This is a genomic window from Nocardiopsis sp. NPDC006139 (assembly GCF_040614155.1).
GTDB lineage: Bacteria > Actinomycetota > Actinomycetes > Streptosporangiales > Streptosporangiaceae > Nocardiopsis > Nocardiopsis changdeensis.
This window is the reverse complement of record NZ_JBEXTT010000006.1, coordinates 185,471-209,047: the sequence shown is the minus strand read 5'-3', so window position 1 is coordinate 209,047 and position 23,577 is coordinate 185,471. Positions and strand designations below refer to the sequence as shown.

At 73.7% G+C, this 23,577-nt stretch carries 19 protein-coding genes and 1 riboswitch; of the genes, 5 read left to right on the top strand and 14 right to left on the bottom strand.

Annotation, left to right across the window (positions count from 1 at the left end; translation table 11 throughout):
• Positions 1–515 precede the first annotated feature (515 nt).
• The gene (locus tag ABZ249_RS10215) at positions 516–1,598 is read left to right on the top strand and encodes a M15 family metallopeptidase (RefSeq protein WP_355259997.1); all 1,083 of its coding nucleotides are present in this window, start codon (positions 516–518) and stop codon (positions 1,596–1,598) included.
• A gap of 26 nt (positions 1,599–1,624) precedes the next feature.
• Here the strand turns inward: ABZ249_RS10215 and ABZ249_RS10210 are convergent, their stop codons facing one another.
• From ABZ249_RS10210 to ABZ249_RS10180, 7 genes are all read right to left on the bottom strand, one after another.
• A complete protein-coding gene (locus tag ABZ249_RS10210) occupies positions 1,625–2,287 on the bottom strand; it encodes a hypothetical protein (protein WP_355259994.1) in 663 nt (220 codons plus the stop codon).
• A 49-nt stretch (positions 2,288–2,336) separates the two neighbouring features.
• Positions 2,337–2,561 carry a hypothetical protein gene (locus ABZ249_RS10205; RefSeq protein WP_255646766.1) on the bottom strand — a complete coding sequence of 75 codons (225 nt, stop codon included), beginning with the start codon at positions 2,559–2,561 and terminating at the stop codon, positions 2,337–2,339.
• Positions 2,562–2,688: 127 nt separating this feature from the next.
• Positions 2,689–3,726 (bottom strand): LacI family DNA-binding transcriptional regulator, encoded by a 1,038-nt coding sequence (locus tag ABZ249_RS10200; protein ID WP_355259991.1) that lies wholly within the window; start codon positions 3,724–3,726, stop codon positions 2,689–2,691.
• A gap of 100 nt (positions 3,727–3,826) precedes the next feature.
• Complete coding sequence (locus tag ABZ249_RS10195; protein ID WP_355259988.1) at positions 3,827–5,224, bottom strand: GH1 family beta-glucosidase; 1,398 nt, start codon at positions 5,222–5,224, stop codon at positions 3,827–3,829.
• Between the two features lie 167 nt (positions 5,225–5,391).
• Entirely contained in the window at positions 5,392–6,291 is a 900-nt protein-coding gene (locus ABZ249_RS10190) for a MetQ/NlpA family ABC transporter substrate-binding protein (RefSeq protein WP_355259985.1), read from the bottom strand.
• A 76-nt stretch (positions 6,292–6,367) separates the two neighbouring features.
• Positions 6,368–7,108 (bottom strand): methionine ABC transporter permease, encoded by a 741-nt coding sequence (locus ABZ249_RS10185; protein WP_220562567.1) that lies wholly within the window; start codon positions 7,106–7,108, stop codon positions 6,368–6,370.
• On the bottom strand, positions 7,105–8,061 hold the full coding sequence (locus tag ABZ249_RS10180) for an ATP-binding cassette domain-containing protein (protein ID WP_220565275.1): 957 nt from the start codon (positions 8,059–8,061) through the stop codon (positions 7,105–7,107). The genes ABZ249_RS10185 and ABZ249_RS10180 overlap by 4 nt, the downstream gene beginning before the upstream one ends.
• Before the next feature lie 664 nt (positions 8,062–8,725).
• On the opposite strand from ABZ249_RS10180, the gene ABZ249_RS10175 reads away from it, so the two are divergent.
• Together ABZ249_RS10175 and ABZ249_RS10170 are read left to right on the top strand one after the other, a co-directional pair.
• On the top strand, positions 8,726–9,775 hold the full coding sequence (locus ABZ249_RS10175; RefSeq protein ID WP_355259982.1) for a hypothetical protein: 1,050 nt from the start codon (positions 8,726–8,728) through the stop codon (positions 9,773–9,775).
• A gap of 413 nt (positions 9,776–10,188) precedes the next feature.
• A complete protein-coding gene (locus ABZ249_RS10170) occupies positions 10,189–11,172 on the top strand; it encodes a DUF3558 domain-containing protein (RefSeq protein WP_355259980.1) in 984 nt (327 codons plus the stop codon).
• Positions 11,173–11,277: 105 nt separating this feature from the next.
• Here the strand turns inward: ABZ249_RS10170 and metE are convergent, their stop codons facing one another.
• Entirely contained in the window at positions 11,278–13,545 is a 2,268-nt protein-coding gene (gene metE, locus ABZ249_RS10165; protein ID WP_355259977.1) for a 5-methyltetrahydropteroyltriglutamate--homocysteine S-methyltransferase, read from the bottom strand.
• A 157-nt stretch (positions 13,546–13,702) separates the two neighbouring features.
• A riboswitch (cobalamin riboswitch) is annotated at positions 13,703–13,882 on the bottom strand.
• Between the two features lie 254 nt (positions 13,883–14,136).
• Here metE and ABZ249_RS10160 point away from each other — a divergent pair.
• Entirely contained in the window at positions 14,137–15,681 is a 1,545-nt protein-coding gene (locus tag ABZ249_RS10160) for a polysaccharide deacetylase family protein (RefSeq protein WP_355260263.1), read from the top strand.
• A gap of 266 nt (positions 15,682–15,947) precedes the next feature.
• Positions 15,948–17,399: a polysaccharide deacetylase family protein gene (locus tag ABZ249_RS10155; protein ID WP_355259974.1), complete on the top strand. Its 1,452-nt coding sequence runs from the start codon at positions 15,948–15,950 to the stop codon at positions 17,397–17,399.
• 70 nt (positions 17,400–17,469) lie between these two features.
• On the opposite strand, the gene ABZ249_RS10150 is transcribed toward ABZ249_RS10155, so the two are convergent.
• From ABZ249_RS10150 to ABZ249_RS10125, 6 genes are all read right to left on the bottom strand, one after another.
• Complete coding sequence (locus ABZ249_RS10150; RefSeq protein WP_355259971.1) at positions 17,470–18,603, bottom strand: quinone-dependent dihydroorotate dehydrogenase; 1,134 nt, start codon at positions 18,601–18,603, stop codon at positions 17,470–17,472.
• Between the two features lie 9 nt (positions 18,604–18,612).
• The gene (locus ABZ249_RS10145; protein ID WP_220562573.1) at positions 18,613–19,539 is read right to left on the bottom strand and encodes a PAC2 family protein; all 927 of its coding nucleotides are present in this window, start codon (positions 19,537–19,539) and stop codon (positions 18,613–18,615) included.
• A 128-nt stretch (positions 19,540–19,667) separates the two neighbouring features.
• The gene (locus ABZ249_RS10140; RefSeq protein WP_355259967.1) at positions 19,668–21,407 is read right to left on the bottom strand and encodes an ABC-ATPase domain-containing protein; all 1,740 of its coding nucleotides are present in this window, start codon (positions 21,405–21,407) and stop codon (positions 19,668–19,670) included.
• Positions 21,408–21,660: 253 nt separating this feature from the next.
• Positions 21,661–22,179 carry an isochorismatase family protein gene (locus tag ABZ249_RS10135; protein WP_355259965.1) on the bottom strand — a complete coding sequence of 173 codons (519 nt, stop codon included), beginning with the start codon at positions 22,177–22,179 and terminating at the stop codon, positions 21,661–21,663.
• A 19-nt stretch (positions 22,180–22,198) separates the two neighbouring features.
• The gene (locus ABZ249_RS10130; RefSeq protein ID WP_355259962.1) at positions 22,199–22,642 is read right to left on the bottom strand and encodes a hypothetical protein; all 444 of its coding nucleotides are present in this window, start codon (positions 22,640–22,642) and stop codon (positions 22,199–22,201) included.
• Positions 22,643–22,725: 83 nt separating this feature from the next.
• Positions 22,726–23,514 (bottom strand): PhzF family phenazine biosynthesis protein, encoded by a 789-nt coding sequence (locus ABZ249_RS10125; RefSeq protein WP_355259959.1) that lies wholly within the window; start codon positions 23,512–23,514, stop codon positions 22,726–22,728.
• Positions 23,515–23,577 lie beyond the last annotated feature (63 nt).

Genomic DNA, 23,577 nt, shown 5'->3' with positions numbered 1-23,577 from the left:
TCGGCATGGACCACTGGTGGCCACCGAACCGGTAAGCGGTGGGGAATGTGGGGAGATGTGAAGACTGTCCGCCGGACTCGCCTGGGAGGAGAGGAGCCGCCCACCCGACCAAAGAGTTCCAGCGGGTGCGCGTGCGGTGGATAGCGTACCAATGGGGGCGAAGGGATCGCTGCGGGCGTTCGGGGCCCACAGAGCAAGATCACTTCGCTCACCGGGCCCCATAATGCCGTCATTGTCGGCATTATTACCAATCTCCCTGGTCAGCCATGGGGACCGAAACCCGACCGGGCGTTCGGGTAACTTTTTGGACACACCATCGGCTTCCCCATCAAGACCACCTCGACATGACATCGTGACAATACGTACACGCAGGTCCGGGGGAGGAAGCGGGCATGTGCGCGGTATTGCGTCCATCGTCGAACACACTGGGTAATGACCGAAAAGCGGAACGTTCGGGCAGCCCAGCGCGGGTCCGCTCCGCCGGGCCCGCATTTTCGGTCAGGTTCGCATTTCCCGTGGGCCTCGCCGTGCTCGCGGCGTTCTCCTGCCCCTCCCCCGCCGCCGCCGAAGACCCCGTGGTCGAGCTGGCGACACTGCGCGCCGAACTGGAGGGATTGCGCGCCGAGGCCGGGGAGCGGATCGAGGAGTACATCGCCGAACGCGAGCTCCTGGAGGAGCTCGCCGAGGAGGGGGAGTCCGCCCGGGAGCGCGTCGCCGAGACCCGGGCGCGCGGGGAGGCCTCCCGGCTGGCCGTCGCCCGCCAGGCCGCCGCCGTCTACAAGGGCGCCGACCTGTCGCCCGCCCGCGCCCTGTTCGGGGCCCAGGGACCGGCGGGGATGCTGGACCTGGCCGCCGACCTGTCGCTGATCGGAGACCACCGCTCCGCGGAGCTGGGCCGGGCCCGCGCGGCCGGGGTCGCCGCGGACACGCACTCCGAGACGGCGCGGGAGGCCGAGCGCGAACAGGAGGAGGCGACCGAGCGGGCCGACGAGGCGCGCGAGGAGGCCGAGGAGGCGATCCGGGTCCAGGAGGAGGCCCTCGCCGGGCTGATCGCCGAGCAGACCCGGCTGGAGGCCCGCCGGGAGGCCGGGGGCGGCGCGCCGCGCGAGGCGAGGGACGCCCCGGCGTCCGGGGCCCTGCCCGGACCCGAGCCGGGCGCCGGGACCGGTCCTGTGGAGGACGCCCCCGCCTGCGCCGGGGGCGACGTGTCGGCGCACTCCAACGGGCGCATCCCCGACTCGCTGCTGTGCCCGCTCCCCCAGCCCGGGGAGCGGCTGCGCGCCGACGCCGCCGCGGCCTTCATCGACCTGGACGCCGCCTACCGCGAGAGGTTCGGGCGCGCGATGTGCGTGACCGACTCCTACCGCCCCTACCACGAGCAGGTGTCGCTGTTCGAGCAGATGCTGCCCGGCATGGCGGCCCGGCCGGGGACCAGCACGCACGGGATGGGGCTGGCCGTCGACCTGTGCGGGGGCGTGAACGTCCCGGGCAGCCCCGAGCACGAATGGATGCTCGACCGGGCCCCGGGGTTCGGCTGGGACAACCCGCCCTGGGCGCGCGGCGGCTTCGAGCCCTGGCACTGGGAGTACACGCCCTAGGGCGGGCCCCGACGGTGCGTGCCGGGTCAGACCCGGGAGCCGACCCTGACCTCGTAGGAGCCCAGCTCGCCCAGGTCCACGAACACCTCGTCGCCCTCGGCCAGCGGACCGGCGTCCACCGGCAGCAGGGCGTTCACCCGGCCCGCCTCCCGGGACAGCCAGGGGTCCCCGGGGTCCAGCACGGCGCGCCCGCGCTCGGTGCCCTCGACCTCCACGGCCGCCTCCCAGTCCGCGATCGGCTCGTCGGAGGTGACCAGGACCGGGCCCAGGCCGAGCAGGACGGGCTCCCCCGCGGCGTCCAGCCACAGGCAGGCGGGCGTGCGGGCGTCGACCCGCCCCGGAGCGCCGGCGACCGCCGCGAGGCCCACACGGGCGCTGTGGGCGGTGGCGGGGACGGGGTCGTCCACGGCGCCGACCAGGCGCGGGGGGACCTCCCAGACGTCGCCGCCGGACAGGACGGCCACCGGGGAGGACGGGGAGAGCGGGGCGCACATGCGCGCCTCCCACTCGACGATGATCTCGATGGGCGCCCGGCGGGTGCTGGCCAGCACCCCGGCCAGGGCGGGCACCCCGTCGGCCAGCAGCTCGTCCAGGCTCCGGGGGTCGGGCACGCCCAGCACGTCGCCGTCGTCCAGCGCCCCCACTCGCTCGCCGCCGCCACTCGGGGACAGGTAGGTCACCCAGCGCACCGCATCCTCCTCGGTCCCCCGCCTCGTCCGGACCGCGGCGGCGGGATCCTCAGATCGCCACGGTCGGGCTGTGCTCCTTGCCGGTGCCGGCGCATCCCCGGCACGGTTCGTCGACCCGGAGCCACACGATGATCCCACTCGTGTCCCGGTGCGGGCGCTCGGGCCGCCACCATCCGGTACCCGAGCAGAACCGGCAGTCGAGGCCGTCCCGGTCGCACCATTCGCACGAGGAGATGGCACACCGCGTGTGCGTCGGTTCCCGCATCGGGTTCATGCGCCCCCACCGTCTCCCGCGAAGTCGCGACCAGCCTTGCACATGCATCTGCACACGTCCACCCGCCGGGGCGCCCCGGTGCCCGCCCGGCCCGTACCGGACCGCCCGGAAGGGGCGTCCGGGCCGGTCAGGCGGACTCGCGGACCACCAGGCGGGTGTCGAGCATGACGGTCTCGGACTCGGCCGCGCGCGGGATCGCGACGTCCACCAGCAGGCGCGCCATCTCCTGGCCCATCTGGACCGAGGGCTGGTGGACCGTGGTGAGCGCCGGGTCGCTGTAGTGGGCCATGAGGGTGTCGTCGTGGCCGACCACCGCGACGTCCTCGGGCACCCGCAGCCCGCGGGCGCGCAGGACCCGCAGCCCGCCGATCGCCATCATGTCGGAGGCGATGAAGACCGCGTCGGGCGCGGGCCCGCCGTCGAGCAGCCGCTCCATGGCCTCGGCGCCGCCCTCGACGCTGAAGTCGCCCTGGACCACGAGGCGGTCCTCGATCTCGATGCCCGCCTCGGCCATGACCCGCTGGTACCCGCGCAGGCGCTCCACGCCGGCGTACATGTCCAGGGGGCCGGTGACGGTGGCGACCCGGCGGTGGCCCTTCTCCACGAGGTAGCGGACCGCCTTCTCGGCGCTGCCGACGTTGTCGATGTCGACCCAGAACGGGGAGGGCACCTCGGCCAGCGGCCGGCCGCCGTGCACGACCGGCACGCCCGCCGCCGCCAGGCGCCGGGGCAGGGGGTCGTCGCGGTGCAGGGACACCAGGAGGGCGCCGTCCACGTGGAAGCCGCTGAGGTAGTCGCCGACCCGCTTGTGCTCGGCCTCGCTGCGGGCGGTGGTGAGCATCAGCTGGAGGTCGCGCTCGTGCAGGACCGAGCTGACGCCGCGGACGATGTCGGCGAAGAACGGGTCGGAGAAGAGCCGGTCGCGCAGCTCGGAGACCACCAGGGCGATCGTGTCCGTGCGCCGGGTGACCAGGGTGCGCGCGGCCTGGTTGGGGCTGTAGCCCAGTTCGGCGATCGCGTTGTGGACCGCCTCCCGGGTGCGCGGGCTCACCTGCGCCGACCCGTTGATCACCCGGGAGACGGTCCCGCGGCCGACCCCGGCCCGCTCGGCCACCATCTCCAGGGTCGGACGCCGCCGACCGCCACCGTCACCGCTCTTGGCCACTTCGCGTGCTCCCTCTGGGAAAATCGTACGCCGCCGCGGCCGGGGTCACCGGCCGCGGCGGCCTTGGTCGTCCGCCCCCTCCGGGGGCGGCATGCCTGTTCTAGCGTTCCGGGAACCGTCCCGTGGCCGCCAGGCGGGAGTACCACTCGCCGCTGTCCTTGACCGTGCGCACCTGCGTTTCGTAGTCGACGTGCACGATCCCGAAACGGCGGGAGTATCCCCACGCCCACTCGAAATTATCCAGAAGCGACCAGGCGAAGTATCCGCGCAAGGGCACCCCGGCGTGGATCGCCTCCTTCGCGGCCCTCAGGTGGCCCTCGTAGTAGTCGAGCCGGTCGGTGTCGTGGACCCTGCCGTCCTCGGTGACGGTGTCCTCGAAGGCGCAGCCGTTCTCGGTGACGTACAGGTCGATGCCGCCGCTCTCGCCGGCCAGGCGGAGCAGCACGTCGTACAGGCCGGTCGGGTCGATCTCCCAGCCCATGTGGGTGACGGGCAGGCCCTGGGAGACGTGCACCTCCTCGGGCTCGGCGCCGAGCCAGGCGCCGCCCTCGCCGCTGACCAGCGCCGGGTCCAGGCCCTTGGCGGAGGCGGCGACGAACTCGGGCGAGTAGTAGTTGATCCCGAGGAAGTCCAGCGGGGCCGAGGTGGTCTTCAGGTCGCCGTCGTGGATGAAGGAGAAGTCGCTGACGGACGCCAGGTCCTCCAGCACGTCGGCGGGGTAGGTGCCCTTGAGCAGCGGGTCGGTGAAGATGCGGTTGCGCACCCCGTCGGCCCTGCGGGCGGAGCGGGCGTCGGCCGCGCTGGGGCCGTGGGGCCGGATGACCGCCTGGTTGTGGGCGAGGCCGACCCGGGAGGGGTGGCCGGTGGAGCGGATGGCCTGGGCGGCCAGGCCGTGCCCGAGCAGCAGGTGGTGGGAGGCGGCCAGGGCCGCCGCGGGGTCGCGGTGCCCGGGCGCGTGGTGGCCGTTCTCGTAGCCGAGGAAGGCCGAGCACCAGGGCTCGTTGATGGTCATCCAGTTGGAGACGCGGTCGCCGAGCGAGTCGGCCACGATCTGCACGTAGTCGCGGAACCGGTACGCGGTGTCGCGCGCGGGCCAGCCGCCGGCGTCCTCCAGGGTCTGGGGCAGGTCCCAGTGGTAGAGGGTGGCCCAGGGCTGGATCCCGGCCTCCAGCAGGGTGTCGACCAGGCGGTTGTAGAAGTCGAGCCCGGCCTGGTTGACCTTGCCGCTCCCCTCGGGGAGGATGCGCGGCCAGGCGATGGAGAACCGGTAGGCGCCCAGGTTCAGCCGGCTCATGAGCGCGACGTCCTCCGGGTACCGGTGGTAGTGGTCGTCGGCGGGGTCGCCGGTGTCGCCGCCCAGGACCTTGCCGGGGGTCTCGGCGAAGGTGTCCCAGATGCTGCGGCCGCGGCCGTCGGCCGTGGTGGCGCCTTCGATCTGGAACGAGGCGGTGGCCGCCCCCCAGAGGAAGTCCTCAGGGAAATCGCTGCGGTTGCTCACTTGTTCGGTACGCACCTTCCATGACGAGGGGACATCGCGTATGGGAGCGCTCCCATAAAACAAGCAGACCGGACACCTTGTGTCAATCGACGAAAGTAACCCCGAAACCCAACCGTTACGAGTGGTCGGCGCGGGGCGCGGCGTCCGGACGGCGCCCCGCGCACACGTTACTCCGGGGACTCCGAGGCGGTCGGCTCGGCCTGCCCGCCGACCGGGATGACGATCCCCTGCCAGCGCTCCTCCATGAAGTCGCGGACCTCCGGGCCGTGCAGCAGCTCGTCCAGCCGCACGATGTCCTCGGCGCCCGCGTCCTCCGACCGCACGACCAGCCCGTTGGCGTACGGGTTGTTCTCGGTGCCCTCCCAGGCCAGCGCGTTGGCCGTCGCCGGCAGGTCCGCCTCCAGGGCGTAGTTGCCGTTGACCACGGCCGCGTCCAGGTCCTGGAGCGAACGCGGCAGCTGGGCCGCCTCCACCGGGGTGACGGTGACGTTCAGCGGGTCGTCCTCGATGTCGTCCACCCCGGGCGAGTCCCCGGCGTCCTCGGCCAGGGTGATCACGCCGGCGTCGGCCAGCAGGTGCAGGGCCCGGCCCATGTTCGAGGTGTCGTTGGGCACCCCGATCTCGGCGCCCTCGGGCAGGTCCTCCAGGTCGGCGGCGTCCTGGGAGTAGATGCCGAACGCCTCCAGGTGCACGTCGGAGACGTAGCTCAGGTCGGCGTCGGGGTTCCCCGCCAGGTACTCCTCGAGGAACGGCACCGTCTGGTAGTAGTTGGCGTCCAGCTCGCCCTCGGCCAGGGCGGCGTTGGGCTGGTTGTAGTCGGTGTACTCGACGATCTCCAGGCGCAGCCCGGCGTCCGCGGCCAGGTTCTCGTCGATGAACTGCAGGATCTCCGCGTGGGGGGTGGGGGTCGCGCCGACGCGCAGGACGGTGAGCCCCTCCGCGTCGGTCCCCTCCTCCGCGCGCTCGCTGGGACTGCCGCAGGCCGCCAGCACGGCGGCGGCGAGCGCCGCCGCCCCGGCCCCGCGCAGCGCGCGCCCCCACGGCGCCCCTGCCCTGTCTCCGGTCATCGCATCTCCTATCCAGGAATCCAGACGGGTCGGACGAATGTCGGGGGGCGGGGGGCCGGGGGGCGCGGTGCGCGGGTCAGCGCCGGGTGAGCCTGCGCACCAGCAGGTCGCCCAGGCTCTGCGCCGCCTGCACGATGACGATGAGCAGGATGACGGTGGCCCACAGGTAGTGGTCGTTGAAGCGCTGGTAGCCCTCGCGGATGGCCAGGTCGCCCAGGCCGCCGCCGCCGATCGCGCCGGCCATCGCCGAGTAGGAGATGAGGGCGACCACGGTCATCACCAGGCCCGCGATGAGGCCGGGCAGCGCCTCGGGCAGCATCACCTTGCCGACGATCGTGAGCCTGCGGGTGCCCATGGCGTGCGCGGCCTCGACGACCTCGCGGTCGACCTCGCGCAGGGAGGTCTCCACCAGCCGGGCGAAGAACGGGATCGCGCCGATGCTCAGGGGGACGATCGCCGCCGTCGGGCCCAGGGTGGTGCCGACCAGGAAGCGGGTCAGGGACAGCACCGCCACCATCAGGACGATGAACGGCAGCGAGCGGCCGATGTTGACGATGGCGCTGAGGACCGCGCGCACCGCGGGCGCGGGGGTGAGGCCGCCGCGGTCGGTGGTGACCAGCAGCACGCCCAGCGGCAGGCCGACCAGGACGCTGAAGATCGTCGCCCACAGCACCATGTAGACGGTGTCCTGGGTGGCCAGCCACAGGCTGGGCCACATGTTCGGCCAGTCCCGGAGGAAGGCCACCACGGCCTCCCACGGGCCCGCGGCCCCGGTGTCCGCGGCCAGGAAGAGGATGTCGGCGGTGTGGGTGGTCACTTTCCGGCCTCCTCGACCAGCAGGCCGTGTTCGGACAGGTAGGTCAGGGCCTCGGAGCGGCGGGCGCCGCGGACGTCCACGCCCAGGCGGCCCACGGACTGGCCCGCGACCTGCTCCACGCCGCCGCCGAGGATGTTGACGTCCACGTCGAAGCGGCGGGTGAGCTCGGACATGAGGGGCTCGTCGAACGAGCGGGGGTAGGTCACGACGACCGTGTCGGGGCCCGCCAGGTCCGGCAGCGGGAAGAGGGAGCGGGCCAGCAGCGACCCGGGGGTGCCGATGAGGTCGAGCACGCGGCCCGCCTCGCGGAATTCGCCGTTCTCCATGATCGCGGCGGAGTCGCAGATCTTCTTGATCACGTCCATCTCGTGGGTGATCAGCAGGATCGTCAGCCCCAGTTCGTCGCGCAGGCGGCGCAGCAGGGCCAGGATCGAGTCGGTGGTGGCCGGGTCCAGGGCCGAGGTGGCCTCGTCGCTCAGCAGCACCTTGGGGCGGGAGGCCAGGGCGCGGGCGATGCCCACGCGCTGCTTCTGGCCGCCGGACAGCTGGGACGGGTAGGCGCGCGCCTTGTCGCCCAGGCCGACCAGCTCCAGGAGCTCGCCCACGCGTTCGCGGCGCTCGGCGCGGCCGACCCCGGAGACCTCCAGGGGGAAGCCGACGTTGCCCGCGACGGTGCGCGAGGAGAGCAGCGCGAAGTGCTGGTGGACCATGCCGATGCCGCGGCGGGCGGTGCGCAGCCGCGCCCCGCGCAGGGAGGTCAGCTCCTCGCCGTCGACGGTGACGGTCCCGGCGTCGGGGCGCTCCAGGAGGTTGACGGAGCGGAGCAGGGTGCTCTTGCCCGCGCCGCTCTGGCCCACGACACCGTAGATCTCGCCGGGCTCCACGTGCAGGTCGACCCCGTTCAGGGCGGTCACCCGGTGTTTCTTCAACCTGTAGACCTTGTGCAGGCCCACTGCGTCAATCACGGTCTTCCCATCGACGTTGGTCAGGGCGCCCGGGGTCGGCGTACGGGCCGTACGGGCGCGGAGCTGCTCGACGTGGGACGACGCCCACGTCAGAGCGTACGGAGCGGTCCCGGACCGGGTGGAGGCGACGCGCCGGGGCGGGCGGTGCGGCGGTCGGGGCGCGGAAATCCTCGAAAATTACCGCTCGGCCGATACCGGTCGGCCGCGGGCGTCGAGGAGGCGGGGGTCAGGCGGACGCGCGACAACAGCGCCCATCACACCACATGGGGGTGTTCGCCCAGGTGGCGGTGGGTTTCACCGGGAGTCGTCCAGAAACCTTCACGCTCACCACTCAACCATGGGACGGCGGGTCGGTTCACCGAAATCACACCCGAGAACCAGGTTATCTGTGCCACATCGCACCTTTTGTCGGTTCGGAAACCATCCGTTCCCTCCCGTATGACCCCGGGAGTGCTTACACTCATGACCGTCCCGTTACCATCGCCCAGCGCCGATCGCCGCTCACGATGGCACGGGCCTCCCGGTCCCCGGCGACGCACCGTCGCCCCTCCTCCCCGTGCTCGGGGAGCGGTCCCGGCCGGGAAATCGACGAGATGCAGCGCCCGCCCCGCCCCGAGCCCGGGGGTGCGCGGGCCCGAGGAGCGACCACACCGTGCACCCCGATGACCAGAGCCGAGTGGACGAGTTCGCCGACTTCTGGGCTCCCGATCCGCCGGCCGCGACCTGGCGCGAGACCCTGGCCGACGCCGCCTCCGCCCTGTCCCCCTCCCGGCGCCGCCGCGCCGGCCGGGCGCGTGTCATCGCCGTCTCCCTCTCCCTGGGGGCGGCGCTCGTCGCCCTGCCCCAGACTCCGGCGCTGGCCCTGCCCATGGAGCCGGAGAGCATGGAGTCCCTGCGCGAGCGCGCGGAGACCCTGGGCGAGGAGTACAACGGCGAGCTGCGCGACATGGAGGGCGTCATCCAGGAGGCCGAGCGCGCCACCGAGCGGGCCGAGGAGACCGCCGAGGAGGCCCAGGCCTCCAAGGAGCAGGTCCGCGCCCTGGCGTACGCCTCCTACACCGGCAACGGCATCGACCCGTCCATGTCGCTCTTCGTCGACGCCGACCCCGACCAGGTCATCGACCGCGCCGTGGTCATCGACTTCCTGGCGTCGAGCAACCAGGACAAGATCGCCGAGCTGGAGCAGGCGCTGGAGCGCGACGAGGAGGCCCAGGAGGCGGCCCAGGAGACCCTGGAGGAGGCCGAGGCCGACCTGGAGGCGCTGGAGGAGCGGCGCGAGGAGGTCCAGGCGATGATCGCGGACCACCCGAACCAGCCCATGGGCGGCCCGTACAACATCACCCCCCGGACCGAGCAGATGCGCGAACTGGTCATCGAGGAGTTCGGAGAGGGCACCGAGGTCGGCGGGGTCGGCTGCTACCGGGCGGTCGGCGGCTGGGTCGTCGGAGAGCACCCCAAGGGCCGGGCCTGCGACTTCATGGTGGACGGCAACGGGTCGATGCCCTCCCAGGAGCAGGTCGACCGCGGCTGGGCCATCGCCGAGTGGGCCCGCGAGAACGCCGACCGCCTGGGGATCATGTACGTGATCTACCGCCAGCAGATCTGGGACGTCCGGCGCGGCGACACCGGCTGGCGCGCGATGGCCGACCGCGGCAGCATCACCGAGAACCACTTCGACCACGTGCACATCTCGATGTTCTGACCCGCTCCGGGACGGCTGGCCGCTCCGCCGCGCCCGGCCGTCCCGGGGAATGGACGGGCGGAAACGAGCGGTGCACGTGATCGACACGAAACAGTGACGATTCGCTCTCGCTCCCCGGCCCCGGCCTGCCCTACCCCGGGGTGCGCCGAATAGGATGCTCACGTCCCCGGCCGGCGGCGCGCCCGTCGGCCGCCCCGGAGCACCACACCGGGGCCACCTGGAGACACACAGGGCCCGCTCCTCCCCCGCTCCCCCGTCCTCGCCCGCGGTTCGGTGGCCACGGAAGGCGCGCCCTGCCCGTGTGAACGTCACCGGCGTCCCTTTCGACCCGACTTCGGAAAGTCACACGAACCCACAGGCGCCGACACGCGTCCCAGACAACACGTCAACACATCATCCGGGCGAGGGGAGCCATGAGCGAAAACGGACCTTACAACCAGCCACCGCAGAACCCCTACGGCGGTGACGGCTCGGGAGGGCAGCCTCCCTACGGCCCGCCGGGCGGCCCCTACGGCGACCCCCACACGGGCGGTCAGCCGGGCTACGCCCAGCAGGGCGCGTACACGGGCGGCCAGCCCGCCTACGGCCCCCCCGGGGGCTACCCGCCGCCGCAGCAGCCCAAGAGCGGCGGCAAGGCCGCCCTGTGGGTGGTCATCGGCGGCGGCGCGGTGATCGTGGTCCTCGTGGTCGCGCTCATCGTCATGCTCGCCACCAACCGCGGTGACGAGGGCGGCACCGTCGCCTCCCCGCCGGAGGGGAGCACCGAGGCCAGCGACCCCGCGACCGACCCGGCCGGCGAGGAGCCGGTCGAGGAGCCCGCGGGCGGCGGCGGCCCGGCGGGCGAGCCCCCGTACTCGCTGCCCATCGAGCCCTGCGAGGCCCTGACCGACCGCGTGGCCGAGGGCCTGCTCATGGGCCAGGACGGCTCCAAGAGCACCAGCGACAACCGCTCCACCTGCTCCGACATCAGCGGCACCCCGCCGGAGGGCAACCCGGACACCATGTTCGGGACCTACGACGTGACGTACCAGACCCCCTACGCCGGGTCGGACTCCATCGAGGGCGCCAAGACCGACTACCAGGACGCCGTCTCCAACATCCGCGGTGAGGGCTCGTACTCCCTGTACGACTCCGAGCACCTGGACCAGGACAAGGAGCTCCCCCTGGGCGACGAGGCCGTCTTCATCACCACGAAGTACGACTTCCTCGGCCAGTTCGTCCCCCGCGCCGCCGTGCTGATCCGTTCGGGCAACATCACCATCGAGGTCACGTACACGATGAGCCCCTCGTTCAGCGCCTCCGACGCCGACGTCGAGAAGTTCACGCTCCCCGACGACATCGAGGCGACCATGACCATGGCCGGCGAGGACGCCCTCGCCCTGCTCGAGTCCGCCTGACCCGTAGGCCACCGGGCGCACGGAAGAGCGTGAAGGGAGGGGCCGCGGCGACCGCCGCGGCCCCTCCCCCTTTCGTTCCGGGGCCGGTCCCTCCCGGTGCGGCGCCTACAGGCTCGCGCGGACCCGGCGGGCGGCCTCGACCATGTTGCGCAGGGCCTGTTCGACCTCCTCGTAGCCGCGGGTCTTCAGACCGCAGTCCGGGTTGACCCACAGCTTCCCGGCGTCGATGTGCTCCACCGCCAGGCGCAGGGACGCCTCGATCTCCTCCACCGACGGCACCCGCGGGGAGTGGATGTCGTACACGCCCGGGCCGATGCCCCGCCGGTAGCCTCGGCGGCCCAGGTCCTCCACCAGCTCCATGCGCGAGCGGGCCGCCTCGACGCTGGTCACGTCGGCGTCCAGCTCCTCGATGCCGTCGACGATCAGGCCGAACTCGGAGTAGCACATGTGCGTGTGGACGGTCGTCGACGGCGAGACGCCGGAGGTGGCCAGCCGGAAGGAGCCCACGGCCCAGTCCAGGTACTCCCGCCGCTTCTCCGCCCGCAGCGGCAGCAGCTCGCGCAGCGCGGCCTCGTCGACCTGGATGTGGCGGATCCCCGCCCGCTCCAGGTCGGCGACCTCGTCGCGCAGGGCCAGTGCCACCTGGCGGGCGGTGTCGCCCAGCGGCTGGTCGGTGCGCACGAACGACCAGGCGAGCATGGTCACCGGTCCGGTGAGCATGCCCTTGACCGGCTTCCCGGTACGCGACTGGGCGTAGGTGGTCCACTCCACCGTCATCGGCTCCGGGCGCGAGACGTCGCCGAAGAGGATCGGCGGGCGCACGCACCGGGAGCCGTAGGACTGCACCCAGCCGTTCTCGGTGGTGGCGTAGCCCCGGAGCTGCTCGGCGAAGTACTGGACCATGTCGTTGCGCTCGGGCTCGCCGTGGACGAGCACGTCCAGGCCGATGTCCTCCTGGAGCGCGATGACCCGGTCGATCTCGGCGCGCAGGATCGCCTTGTACTCCTCCTCTCCCAGCTCGCCGCGGCGGTGCGCGGCGCGGGCCCGGCGCAGCCCGCCGGTCTGCGGGAACGACCCGATGGTGGTCGTGGTCAGCGCCGGGACGCCGGGGGCGCCGCGCTCCCGCGGCCGCTCGTGGGCGTCCGCGCCCAGGGCCTCCAGGCGGGCGCGCACGCGCGCGTCCACGAACGCCGCGCCGGCCGGGGCCGGGGCGGCGGCGTAGCCGTCCCCGGTTCCCTCGGACAGCACCCTGCCCAGCAGCGCGACCTCACGGGTCTTCTGCTCCGCGAAGGCCAGCGCCGCGCGCAGCTCCGGGGGCAGCGAGGTCTCGGCGTCCAGGTCGATGGGCACGTGCAGCAGCGAGCAGGAGGTGCTCACGGAGATCCCGTCGGCCAGGCCCAGCAGGGTGCCCAGGGTGGCGACGGCGGCCGGGACGTCGGTGCGCCAGACGTTGCGGCCGTCGACCACGCCCGCGACCAGGCGGGTGGAGCCCAGACCGGAGACCGCGGTCAGGTCGGCGATCCCCTCGGCGTCGGTGACGAGGTCCAGGCCCACGGCCTCGACCGGGGACTCCTTGAGGACGCGCAGGGCGTCGGCGCCGATGGAGCCGAAGTAGGTGGAGACCAGGATCTCCGGGCGGTCGGCGAGCCCGCCCAGGACGCCGTAGGCGCGCTCCAGGTGGGCCAGGGCGGCGCGGCCCTCGTCGGTGGCCAGCACCGGCTCGTCCAGCTGCACCTGCTCGGCGCCGGCGGCGCGCAGGTCCGCCAGCACGCGGCCGTAGGCCTCCAGCAGGTCGTCGAGCAGCGCGATGGGCGACCAGCCCCGCGGTGCGTCGTCGGCGGCCTTGGACAGCAGCAGGAAGGTCAGCGGGCCGACCAGCACCGGGCGGGTGGGGTACCCGGCCTCCAGGGCCTCGCGGAACTCGGCGACGGGCTTGTCGCCGGCGACGCGCGGCCGCACGGCCGGGGAGAGCTCCGGGACCAGGTAGTGGTAGTTGGTGTCGAACCACTTGGTCATCTCCAGGGGCGGGGCGCCCTGGACCCCGCGGGCCAGCGCGAAGTAGCGGCGCAGCCGCCCGTCGGCGTCGGCGGCCGCGGACGGGTCCTCGAACCGCTCCGGGACCAGGCCGAACAGGACGGCGGTGTCCAGCACCTGGTCGTAGTAGGAGAACGTGTTGGAGGGGATGTCGTCGATCCCGGCGGCGCGCAGCCGGGCGTAGGTGTCCAGGCGCAGGCCGGCGGCGGCCTCCTCCAGGGCGGCGGCGGTGGAGGCGCCCTTCCAGTAGGACTCCTCGGCGCGCTTGAGCTCGCGGTCGGGACCGATGCGCGGGTAGCCGTGCACCGTGGACCGCACGGCGGGTCCGGAGGTGTTCATGAAGCTTCTTCTCCCTCGTCGAAAGCCGGGTACCGTGCCCGGGGTCGGCGAGGGGGCACGCCGGTGGGGCGCCGCTCGACGGGCGCCCACGGGTGCCGACCTCGGCCCTCCCTCGGGGCACGGGACCACCGGCGGCACGGGTGCGCCGCCGGGTGGAGGCAGGTCTTCGGACTCACGGGCGCGACCGGTGGGCCACCGGTCTCCTAATGCCCGCCGCTTCCCGGTCCCCGACCTCTCCGGTCGGTCCACCAGTGCTCCATGGCGGGGGTCGTTCCCGTACACCGCTGCGGGGCAGTCCCGGATTCGCACCGGGTTCCCTCTTGCGACGCGCGCCACCGGCCCGGGATCGCCCCGGGCGGAAGGATGGCGCACGAACCTTCCACGCCTGCGAGTATAGGGAGACATCCCCTCGCCCCTGCCCCCCGGCATGCCCCCTGTGCCCCTCGCCGCCCCGGAGTCCGAACCCTCCGCCCGTGGGCGGCGTCACACCCGATGAAGACGTCGCACGGTGGCGCCCCCGCCGGCCCCGTGCACGTTCGTCTGCGAAATGGACGCGGAGAACCCCTGGTGAACAAGCTGCCCCGAACCGCCATGACCCCCGACCACCCGGTCATCACGGTGGGCGTCTCCCTCGTGGTCCTGGCCGGCATGGTGCTGTTGTCGGTGCGACCACCGGAGTCGTTGGGGGCGGGCCCGGCCGGGGGCGTGGCGCACGGCCTGGCCGACGCCATCGAGCAGCGCATCCCCGCCACCGGCGAGCCCGACGCGCTGACCGTGGTCGACGAGGCCGCCCTGACCGGGGTGGAGACGGAGGAGCTGGAGTACGACGGGGTCGCCACCGAGGTGTCCTTCCCGGTGCTGCCCAACGCCGAGCCGCTCACGGAGTTCCTGCGCGGGAGGCTGGGCGCCGACGTGGAGGCGTTCGACGCCGCCAACCCGGGCGCGGAGTCCTACACGGCGGGGTGGAACATCACCGCCGCCTCCGACGGCCTGGTCGGCGTGCGCATGACGGGCGAGGAGACCGACTCCGAGGGCACCCGGGAGTTCCACTCCACCTACTGGTACGACACCGGTGACGGCGTCACCCGCGGCTCGCAGTCGCTGCTGGCCGGACAGGACGAGCTGGCCGCCCTCAACACCCTGGTGCGCGACCGCCTCGGCGACGCCGCCGAGACGGGGACGGTGCTGCCGGTGGCGTCGCTGTACGACTCGGTCGGGTTCAACCCCGACGGCGACCTGGTCGTGGAGTTCGACACCGGGCAGGTCGCCCCGGCCGACGCCGGGCCCCTGACCGCGGTCGTCGAGCGCGCCGAGTCCGAGCCGCTGCTGTCGGACTTCGGGCGCCGGGTGCTGCGCGCCGCCACCACCGGGGTCGAGGAGTTCGCCATCTCCGCCGCGCCCGGGGAGGGCTCCGGCGTCGCGGACGAGCCGGTCCCGGGCGTCATCTCCCCCGTGGACGAGTCCGTCGACTGCGCCGACCCCGAGGTCAAGTGCGTGGCCCTGACCTACGACGACGGCCCCGGCGGGGGCACCCCCGAGCTGCTGGACACGCTCGCCGAGTACGACGCCAAGGCGACCTTCTTCGTCACCGGCCTGCCGGTGATGGAGCACCCGCACACGGTGCGGCGCACCTACGCCGAGGGGCACGAGATGGCCAACCACACCCTGAACCACCCCGACCTGGCGGGGCTGGGGGCCGACGGCGTGCACGACAACCTGAACAGCGTGCAGGCCCTGGTGTACCGGGAGACCGGGTACACGATGGACCTCATGCGCCCGCCGTACGGGTCGACCAACGACGGCGTCGCCTCGGTGACCCGGGACATGGGCCTGGCCCAGGTCCTGTGGAGCATCGACACCAACGACTGGAAGGACCGGGACCCCTCCGTGGTCGCGGACCGGGCGATCGCGGGCGCCTCGGACGGGGCGATCATCCTCATGCACGACATCCACCCCACCACCATCGCGGCCTCGCACAAGATCATCCGCGAGCTGGACGCGCAGGGGTACACGATGGTGACCGTGTCGCAGCTGCTGGGCGACGCCGAGCCCGGCGAGCGGTACGTGGACGGCGTGCCCGACGAGCAGCCCTCGGACGCGCCCTCGGACGGCGCCGGGGAGGACCCCGGGGAGTAGGCCGCGCCTTCCCCGGGCGGCCCCCTCCGGGGCCGCCCGGGGCACCGCGCACGGCGGCGGCCGTCACCGAGAGCGCAGGGGCTGACCACATGTGGTCAGCGTCACGGCCGGGCCGCCGGATTCCCCTATGTTGCACCCAACAGCCCCGGTGCACATGTTCTGGATGAGGGAGTCCGGTGTTCTCGTCGAGCCGTACGCGTCCGCAGCAGCCCCTCCCCCGCGGGGCGGGAGCCGCACGCCGGCACCCGTGGGCGGTGGGGGCCGCCGTGGCCCTGGTGCTCCCCCTGGCCTCCTGTCAGAACCCGCCGGCCGCCGCCCCGGAGGAGGCCGACGGCGAGGCCATCACCGTACTGGTCGACGGCCCCGGGGACGTGGTCACCGAGTGGAGCGGCGAGGGGGACGACTTCCCCGACCACCCCTACATCCCCGAGGACGTGGAGATCTCCGTCGCCCACCCGGAGTTCCCGGGCGCCGAGGCGTTCTCCACCGCCCTGCACGGGCACATCGACCGGGAGGTCATGGACTTCCGCGGGGTCAGCCGGGAGCCCGTGGGCCTGGAGATCGCCTGGGAGGTCGTGGCCGCCGGCGAGGGCGTCCTGGGCGTGCGCCTGGTCGGCACCGAGGAGGACCTGCACGGGAGGCGCCAGGCGTACGCGACGTACTGGTACGACGAGTCGACCGGGCACACCGGGTACGCCACCGAGCTGCTGGCCGACGACGCCGCGCTGGCGGAGCTGAACGGCCTGGTGGGCGAGGAGCTCGCGGACCACCCCGACGTGGACCCGCGGGGGCTGCTGCCGGTCATGCGCACCTACGACTCGATCGGGTTCAACGCCGCCGGCGACCTGGTCGTGGAGTTCGACGACGGGCACCTGTCGCCCGTGGTCGAGGGGCACCCGCCGGACGCGTCCCCGGGGCGGATCGCCGCGGTCATCGACGCCGAGCGGGCCGGACCCCTGCTGTCGGACCTGGGCGAGCGGGCCCGGAGCGCGTCGCTCACCGAGGAGCCGGTGCTGTCGGTGTCCGAGCCCGACACCGCCCTGGAGTCCGCCCCGGTGCCCCCGGGCGTGGTGACCGAGCGCGGCCCCGACGTGGACTGCACCGATCCCGGGGCCAAGTGCGTGGCGCTGACCTTCGACGACGGCCCGGTGGAGGCGACCGCGCACGTGCTGGACATCCTCGCCGAGCAGGAGGTGACGGCGTCGTTCTTCCTCAACGGCGACCCGCTGCTGACCCGGCCGTGGCTGGCGCGGCGGATCTACGCCGAGGGGCACGAGCTGGGCAACCACAACGACCTGCACGAGAGCATGACGGAGGAGTTCACGCCGGAGGAGCTGCCCGCGCAGGTGGCGATGGTCGGTGCGGGGATCCGCCGCCAGACGGGGTACACCGTGGAGCTGTTCCGTCCGCCGTTCGGGGCCACCGACGACGGTGTCAAGGCGGAGCTGGCCCGGCAGGGGCTCGCCGAGGTGCTGTGGACGGTCGACAGCGAGGACTGGACCGGGTCCGACCGGGACACGGTCGCGGACCGGGTGGTGGACCTGGTGGAGCCCAACGGGGTGGTCCTGCTGCACGACCCGCAGCCCACGACGGTCGCGGCCCTGCCGGAGATCATCGAGCGGCTGCGCGAGAAGGGCTACGTCTTCGTGACCGCGTCGCAGGCCTTCGCCCCCGAGGCCGGCGGCACCTACCCGCCCGACTGGGACGGCAGCTGGTGACACGCCGACGGCCCGGCCCGGGGCGGGGTGCCCCGGACCGGGCCGTCGGCGGTGGTCCGTGCGGTGCGGGTCAGGCGGTGGCGGCGGGGCTCGCGGCCGGCGCGGTGTCCGGGGCCTCGGAGCCGACGGCGTCGGCGATCGAGGTGTACCCGGCGGCGCGGACCAGGCGGGCCAGGCCGCGGTGGACGCGGCGCGGCCAGAGCGGGCCGCCGTAGATCATGCCGGTGTAGCCCTGGACCAGGGTCGCCCCGGCCCGGATGCGGGCCCAGGCGTCCTCGGGGGTGTCGATGCCGCCCACCGCGACGAGGGTGAGCCGGTCGCCGGCCCTGGCGCGCAGGCGGCGCAGCACCTCCAGGGAGCGGTCCTTCAGGGGCGCGCCGGACAGGCCGCCGCCCCCGGCCGCCTCGACCTCCTCGGCGGAGGAGGCCAGGCCCTCACGGGAAATGGTGGTGTTGGTCGCGATGACGCCGTCCAGCCCCAGTTCCAGGGCCAGGTCGGCGACCGCGTCGACGTCCTCGTCGGCCAGGTCCGGGGCGATCTTGACCAGCAGCGGCAGCTCCGGGCGCCCGGCCTCGGCCAGCGCCCCGCGCACGGCGGACAGGATCGGCCGCAACCGCTCCACGCTCTGGAGGTTGCGCAGGCCCGGGGTGTTGGGCGAGCTGACGTTGACCACCATGTAGTCGGCGTAGGGGGCCAGCCGCCGGGCGCTGAGGGCGTAGTCGCCCTCGGCCTCCTCCTCCGGCGTGACCTTGGTCTTGCCGATGTTGATCCCCAGGATCGGGCCGGGCCCGCCCCGCCGGTGGTGCAGGCGCTCGGCGACCAGCGCCGACCCCTCGTTGTTGAAGCCCATCCGGTTGACGATCGCCCGGTCCTTCACCAGGCGCGTCAGGCGCGGGCGCGGGTTGCCCGGCTGCGGCTGGGCGGTGACCGTGCCGATCTCGACGAACCCGAAGCCGAGCGCGCCCAGGGCCCGGGGGCCCTCGGCGTTCTTGTCGAACCCGGCGGCCAGGCCCAGCGGGCCGGGGAACTCGCGGCCGAACGCCCGCACGGTCAGCTCGGGCTCGCGCGGGCCCAGCACCCGCTCGGCCGCCGCGGCCGCGCCGGGCACGGCGGCGGCGCAGCGCAGGGCGCCGAAGCTCACCTTGTGGATCGTCTCGGCGTCCAGGTGGCGCAGGACCGAGCTGAAGAGGATCTGGTAGAACACGACTGTAATTTAACCGTTTCCGTCGCTCTCGCGCTCGGCGAGAAAGCGTTCGAGTTCAGCGCCGAGCTCCTCGGCGGTGGGCAGGCCGGCCTCGTCGTCGGCCAGCGGGAGCACCCGGCGGTCCTCCGGGTCGGTCCGCGAGGACATGATGTCGTCGTACTGGCGCTCCAGGTTGACGACGATGCGCTGGACCTCCTCGGAGGCGCTCACCTGTTCGGCGATCTCCACGTCCGTGGCCTGGGCTACCTCCTCCAGGCCCGTGGCGGGCAGGGACAGGCCGGTGGCGTCGGCGATGTACCGCAGGGCGGCCAGCGCCGCGCGCGGGTAGGTGGACTGGGCCAGGTAGCTGGGCACGTGGACGGCGTAGCCGAGGAAGTCGTGCCCGGCCTCGCCCAGCCGGAACTCCAGCAGCGACACCGCGCTGCCGGGCACCTCGACCCGGCCGATCCAGGGCGTGTGGCCCTCGACCAGCTCGGGGCGGGTGGAGTGCGGGGTGACCGTGGCCGGCCGGGTGTGCGGCACGGCCATGGGGATGCCGTGGACGCTCAGGGACAGCGACACCGAGAAGCGCTCCACCAGGCCGATGACGGCGGCGGTGAAGGCCTCCCACTCGCGGTCCGGCTCCGGGCCGTGCAGGACCAGGAACGGGCTGCCCTCGGCGTCGCGCATGCGGTACAGGGCCAGCTTGGGGGCCCGGTACTCCGTCCAGGTGTTCTCGACGAAGGTCATGGGCGGGCGCCGGGCCCGGTAGTCGACGAGGCGGTCCACGTCGAAGACCGCGATCTCCTCGGCCTCGAAGCGTTCGAACAGCTCCTCGACCATCTGCCTGCCCGCGTTGCCTGCGTCGACGAAGCCGTCCAGGGCGACCAGCATCGCCAGGCCGGCGACGTCGTCGAAACCGGGTCGGAGTTCGTACAGATCTGCTGGGTTGCGCACCGGGGTCTCGTCTCCAGAAAGCTCGGGGTTTCAGGGGGCCGCGTGGCAGTCCAACACCGACCGGCGTCACCGTGTTCCCGGTCGTCCTCGGGCCGTTCACCCCGGTATCCCAGATTACCGACCCGTATTCACCACCGCTGCCCGAGGACCCGCAGGGAGCGCAGCCGGTTGAGGACCGCCGCGACCTCCTGCCGGCGCGGCAGCGCGTAGTCGCCGCCGAAGTCCGCGCCCAGCCGGGTGACCCCGTGTTCGGCCAGCTCGGCCTCCAGGGCGTCCAGGGCCTCGGCGAGCGTGCGGTCCCGCAGGTCGAGGGCGCGCAGGGCCAGTCCGGCGCCGATGATCTGCCCCGGGTCGACGAACTGCTCGATGGAGCGCACGTCGACGTCGTCGTCGCCGAAGACCAGCACGTCCATGTCGCGGCGCTTGATCCGGGACCGGCCGCGCGCGTCGGAGGGGTCGACCGAGCGCGGGTCGACGAGGCGGGCGCGCGGTGCGGTGAACACCGCGTCCGTCCGCTCCCGGGCCAGCCCCCGCGCGCGCTCGCCGACGTCGTGCGGGTGGTAGGCGTCCATCATGACCACGTGGTCGGCGACGTCGAAGTAGTCGCCGCTGCCGCCCATGACCAGCACCGTGGAGACGCCGTGGTCGCGGTACAGCGGCCGCACCAGGTCGACGAACGGGACGAGGGGCTCGCGGTCGCCGTGCACCAGGGCCTGCATGCGCTCGTCGCGGATCATCAGGTTGGTGGCGGTGGAGTCCTCGTCCACCAGCAGGGTGCGCGACCCGGCCTCCAGGGCCTCGCAGATGTTGGCGGCCTGCGAGGTGGAGCCCGAGGCGTTGTCGGTGCGGAAGTCCGCGGTGTCGGCGCCGGTGGGCAGGTTGCGCACGAAGGAGCCCACGTCGACCCGCTCCACCCGGCGGCCCTCCTCGGCGCGGATCTTGACCGCGTCGGCGCGGGTGACCACCAGTTCGCGCCCGTCGCCCGGCACGTGGTCGTAGACGCCCCGCTCCAGGGCGTGCAGCAGGGTCGACTTGCCGTGGAAGCCGCCGCCCACGATGAGGACGACGCCCTCGGGCACGCCCATGCCGGTGACCGCGCCCCGGTGCGGCAGGTCCACCGACACGCGCAGGCTGTCGGGCGAGGAGAACGGGACCGCGCCCTCGGCCATGGGCTCGTCGCTGATCCCGCTGCGGCGCGGCAGGACCGCCCCGTCGGCGACGAACGCGACCAGGCCCCGCTCCGCCAGCGCCGAGCGCAGGGCGACCGTGTCGGCCACGCTGTCGGCGAAGGCCCGCGCGGCGTCCCGGTCGACCGCCTCCCAGTACAGGTCGTCGACCACCCCGGGCAGGGTGTCGCAGAACTCGCGCTCGGCGGCCCGGCCGTCGATGCGGCGGCCGCGGCCGGGCAGGTCGATACCGATGCGCAGCTCCAGGCCGCCGCCCTCGGTGACCCGGCAGGAGGAGCGCTCCAGGACCTCCTGCCCGCCGGTGTCGATGCGCAGCAGCGAGCGCCGCAGCAGCCGCCCGGCCCGGCGGCCCAGGAAGTCGGCGGTGGCCCGGCGGCGCACGGGGTCGGCCCAGGCGTCCTTGGGAATGCCGGCGTCGGGCAGCGCGACCAGGATCCGCGAGGGCGGCGCGAACGGGTCGGCCTGCACCCGCTGGACGGTCAGCGTGAAGTCCCCGAAGTCCCAGTCCCCCTTGAGGGACTTGTAGCGGCCGTAGGAGTCGCCGTCCATCCGCAGCAGCTCCCGCGAGAGCCGCTCGTCGTCGCGCACCCCCTGGATGGGCTCCGGCTCGGGCCGGCGTCCGCCGCCCCGGCCCCCGTGGCCCCCGCGCCCGCCCCGGCCGCCCCCGTACCGCTCCGCCATCTCCCGCTCCCCCGAACTCAGGTTCCGTGCTCCCCGCCAGGTTAGGCCGTCCCGCCCGCCCCCGCCCGCCCCCTGTGGACGACGCCCCGCATGCCGGCCGGAGCGGTGGCGGAGCGCACGTGAAAGGGCCGGGCCCGGTGCGACTTCCGGGTCCGGCCCTTCGGGGTGGGACACGGCCCGGGCGCCAAGGGGGTGCACCGGGGCCGTGCGGACACCTCCCCGGGAGGGGTGGGGAGGTGCCACGCCTTCATTTTTACCGGAACTCGATCTCCCGCGCGGGGGAAACCTCGATTCCGTCGGCCCGCAGTTCCCGCTCGACGGCGGCGGCGCGCTCGGCCGCGCTCGCCCCGTCCGCCGGGAAGGTGCCGTGGGCGCCCGCGGCGAGGACCACACGGTAGCCCTCGCCGCGGGCGCGGCGGCCCGTCGCGGAGATGCAGTACTCGCTCTGGAAGCCCGCCAGGACCAGCCCGCGGGCACCGGTGACGGCGAGCGCCTCGGCCAGCCCCGGCGAGGTGAAGGCGTCCGGGCCGGTCTTGCGGAACACCGGCTCGTCCTCCCGGGCCGGGAAGGTCGGCTGCCAGCCCTCGCCGAACGGCTCGTCGGGATCCCCCTCGTCCCCGTCGTTGAGGACGTGCACGACCGGGGCGCCCGAGGAGCGGGCGCGGTCGAGGAGGGAGGCGAGCTCGGCGCGCAGGGGCCCGGCGTCCGGGACCGCCTCGGCCCCCTCGAGGAAGTTGTCCTGCACGTCTACGAACACCAGTACGAACGACATGCCCCTATGGTGACACAGGTCACCGGCCGCCGGTCGCCTTTTCGGCGGCGCGGCGGAAGGCGAGGTCGCGCCCGTCCACCGGCGGGTCGGCCGGGTCCTGCACGAACACCGCGAAGAGCCGGTCGGTGTCCCGCAGGTCGTCCAGCAGGTCCCGCCAGGCGAACAGGTTGGGGTGGTCGAACACGGTGCACGCCTGGGCCGGGGCGAGCCCCCGCTCGGCCGCGCGCAGGTCCTCGGCGGTCAGGTCGTACACGGCGGTGCCGCGGGTGTGCCCCAGGACCCGGCCCAGGACGACGGCGGGCAGGCCGTGCATCGCGCCGGGGACGTTGACCACGGGGAAGGCCGGCTCGCCGTCGCGCTCGCGCCCGACGGCGAAGGCGGACGGCCGCTCCCAGCCCGGGTGCCCCTCCTCCAGGCGGGTCCGTGCGGCGTGGATGTCGTCTTCGGTGACCCACTGCTCCATGGGTGCTCCTCGCGTCGGGGGGGCGGGGGTACGGGAGCGGGAGGGGTGCGCGCCCACCGCGCACCCCTCCCGCTGCGTCCACGTTAGAGGTTCAGCTCCCCCCGGGCCACCGAGACCGCGTGACCGCCGATGAGCACGCGGTCACCCCGCCACTCCAGCAGCAGGTCACCACCGCGCGCCGACGCCTGGTGGGCGGACAATTCCTTGCGGCCCAACCGCTCGGCCCAGAACGGGGCGAGCACGGTGTGGGCGCGGCCGGTGACCGGGTCCTCGGCGATGCCGACCCGGGGGGCGAACACGCGGGACACGAAGTCGACGCCCTCCTCCGCGCGGGCGGTGGGGATGACCAGGTGGTAGGGCAGCCGGCCGAGGGCCGCGATGTCGGGTTCCAGGCCGCGTACCGTCGCCTCGTCGGCGACCTCGACGAGGAGGTCGTCCGCGCCGCCCAGGCCGACCCACAGGGGCTCGGTCCCCAGCGCCTCGGCCAGCCCGTCGGGGGCCGCGACGGGCACCGGGGGCTTGGCCGGGAAGTCCATCCACAGGCGCCCGTCGCGCTCGGCGACGGTGAGCAGGCCGCTGCGGGTGCTGAACCGGTACGGCCCCGGGACTCCGAGTTCGACCAGGGCGTGGGCGGTGGCCAGGGTGGCGTGTCCGCACAGGTCGATCTCGACGGTGGGGGTGAACCAGCGGAGCTCGTAGTCGGCTCCGGGGTCGTCGACCGGGCGGGCGAAGGCGGTCTCCGAGAGGTTGAACTCGGCGGCGACCCCCTGGGCCCAGGCGTCGTCGTAGGCGTCCTCCAGGACGAGGACGGCGGCGGGGTTGCCGGCCAGCGGCCGGTCGGTGAAGGCGTCGATCACGCGGTAGTCGGGCATGGGCCCATCCTGCCGACGCCGGACCCGCCGGGAAAGGGCCACTCGCGGGGCCAATGGCCCCTC

Coding starts and splice junctions, on each gene's coding strand:
- ABZ249_RS10130 (WP_355259962.1), bottom strand. CDS start 22,642: ATGGAGCAGTGGGTCACCGAAGACGACATCCACGCCGCACGGACCCGC.
- ABZ249_RS10140 (WP_355259967.1), bottom strand. CDS start 21,407: ATGGCGGAGCGGTACGGGGGCGGCCGGGGCGGGCGCGGGGGCCACGGG.
- ABZ249_RS10160 (WP_355260263.1), top strand. CDS start 14,137: ATGACCCCCGACCACCCGGTCATCACGGTGGGCGTCTCCCTCGTGGTC.
- ABZ249_RS10125 (WP_355259959.1), bottom strand. CDS start 23,514: ATGCCCGACTACCGCGTGATCGACGCCTTCACCGACCGGCCGCTGGCC.
- metE (WP_355259977.1), bottom strand. CDS start 13,545: ATGAACACCTCCGGACCCGCCGTGCGGTCCACGGTGCACGGCTACCCG.
- ABZ249_RS10170 (WP_355259980.1), top strand. CDS start 10,189: ATGAGCGAAAACGGACCTTACAACCAGCCACCGCAGAACCCCTACGGC.
- ABZ249_RS10205 (WP_255646766.1), bottom strand. CDS start 2,561: ATGAACCCGATGCGGGAACCGACGCACACGCGGTGTGCCATCTCCTCG.
- ABZ249_RS10135 (WP_355259965.1), bottom strand. CDS start 22,179: ATGTCGTTCGTACTGGTGTTCGTAGACGTGCAGGACAACTTCCTCGAG.
- ABZ249_RS10190 (WP_355259985.1), bottom strand. CDS start 6,291: ATGACCGGAGACAGGGCAGGGGCGCCGTGGGGGCGCGCGCTGCGCGGG.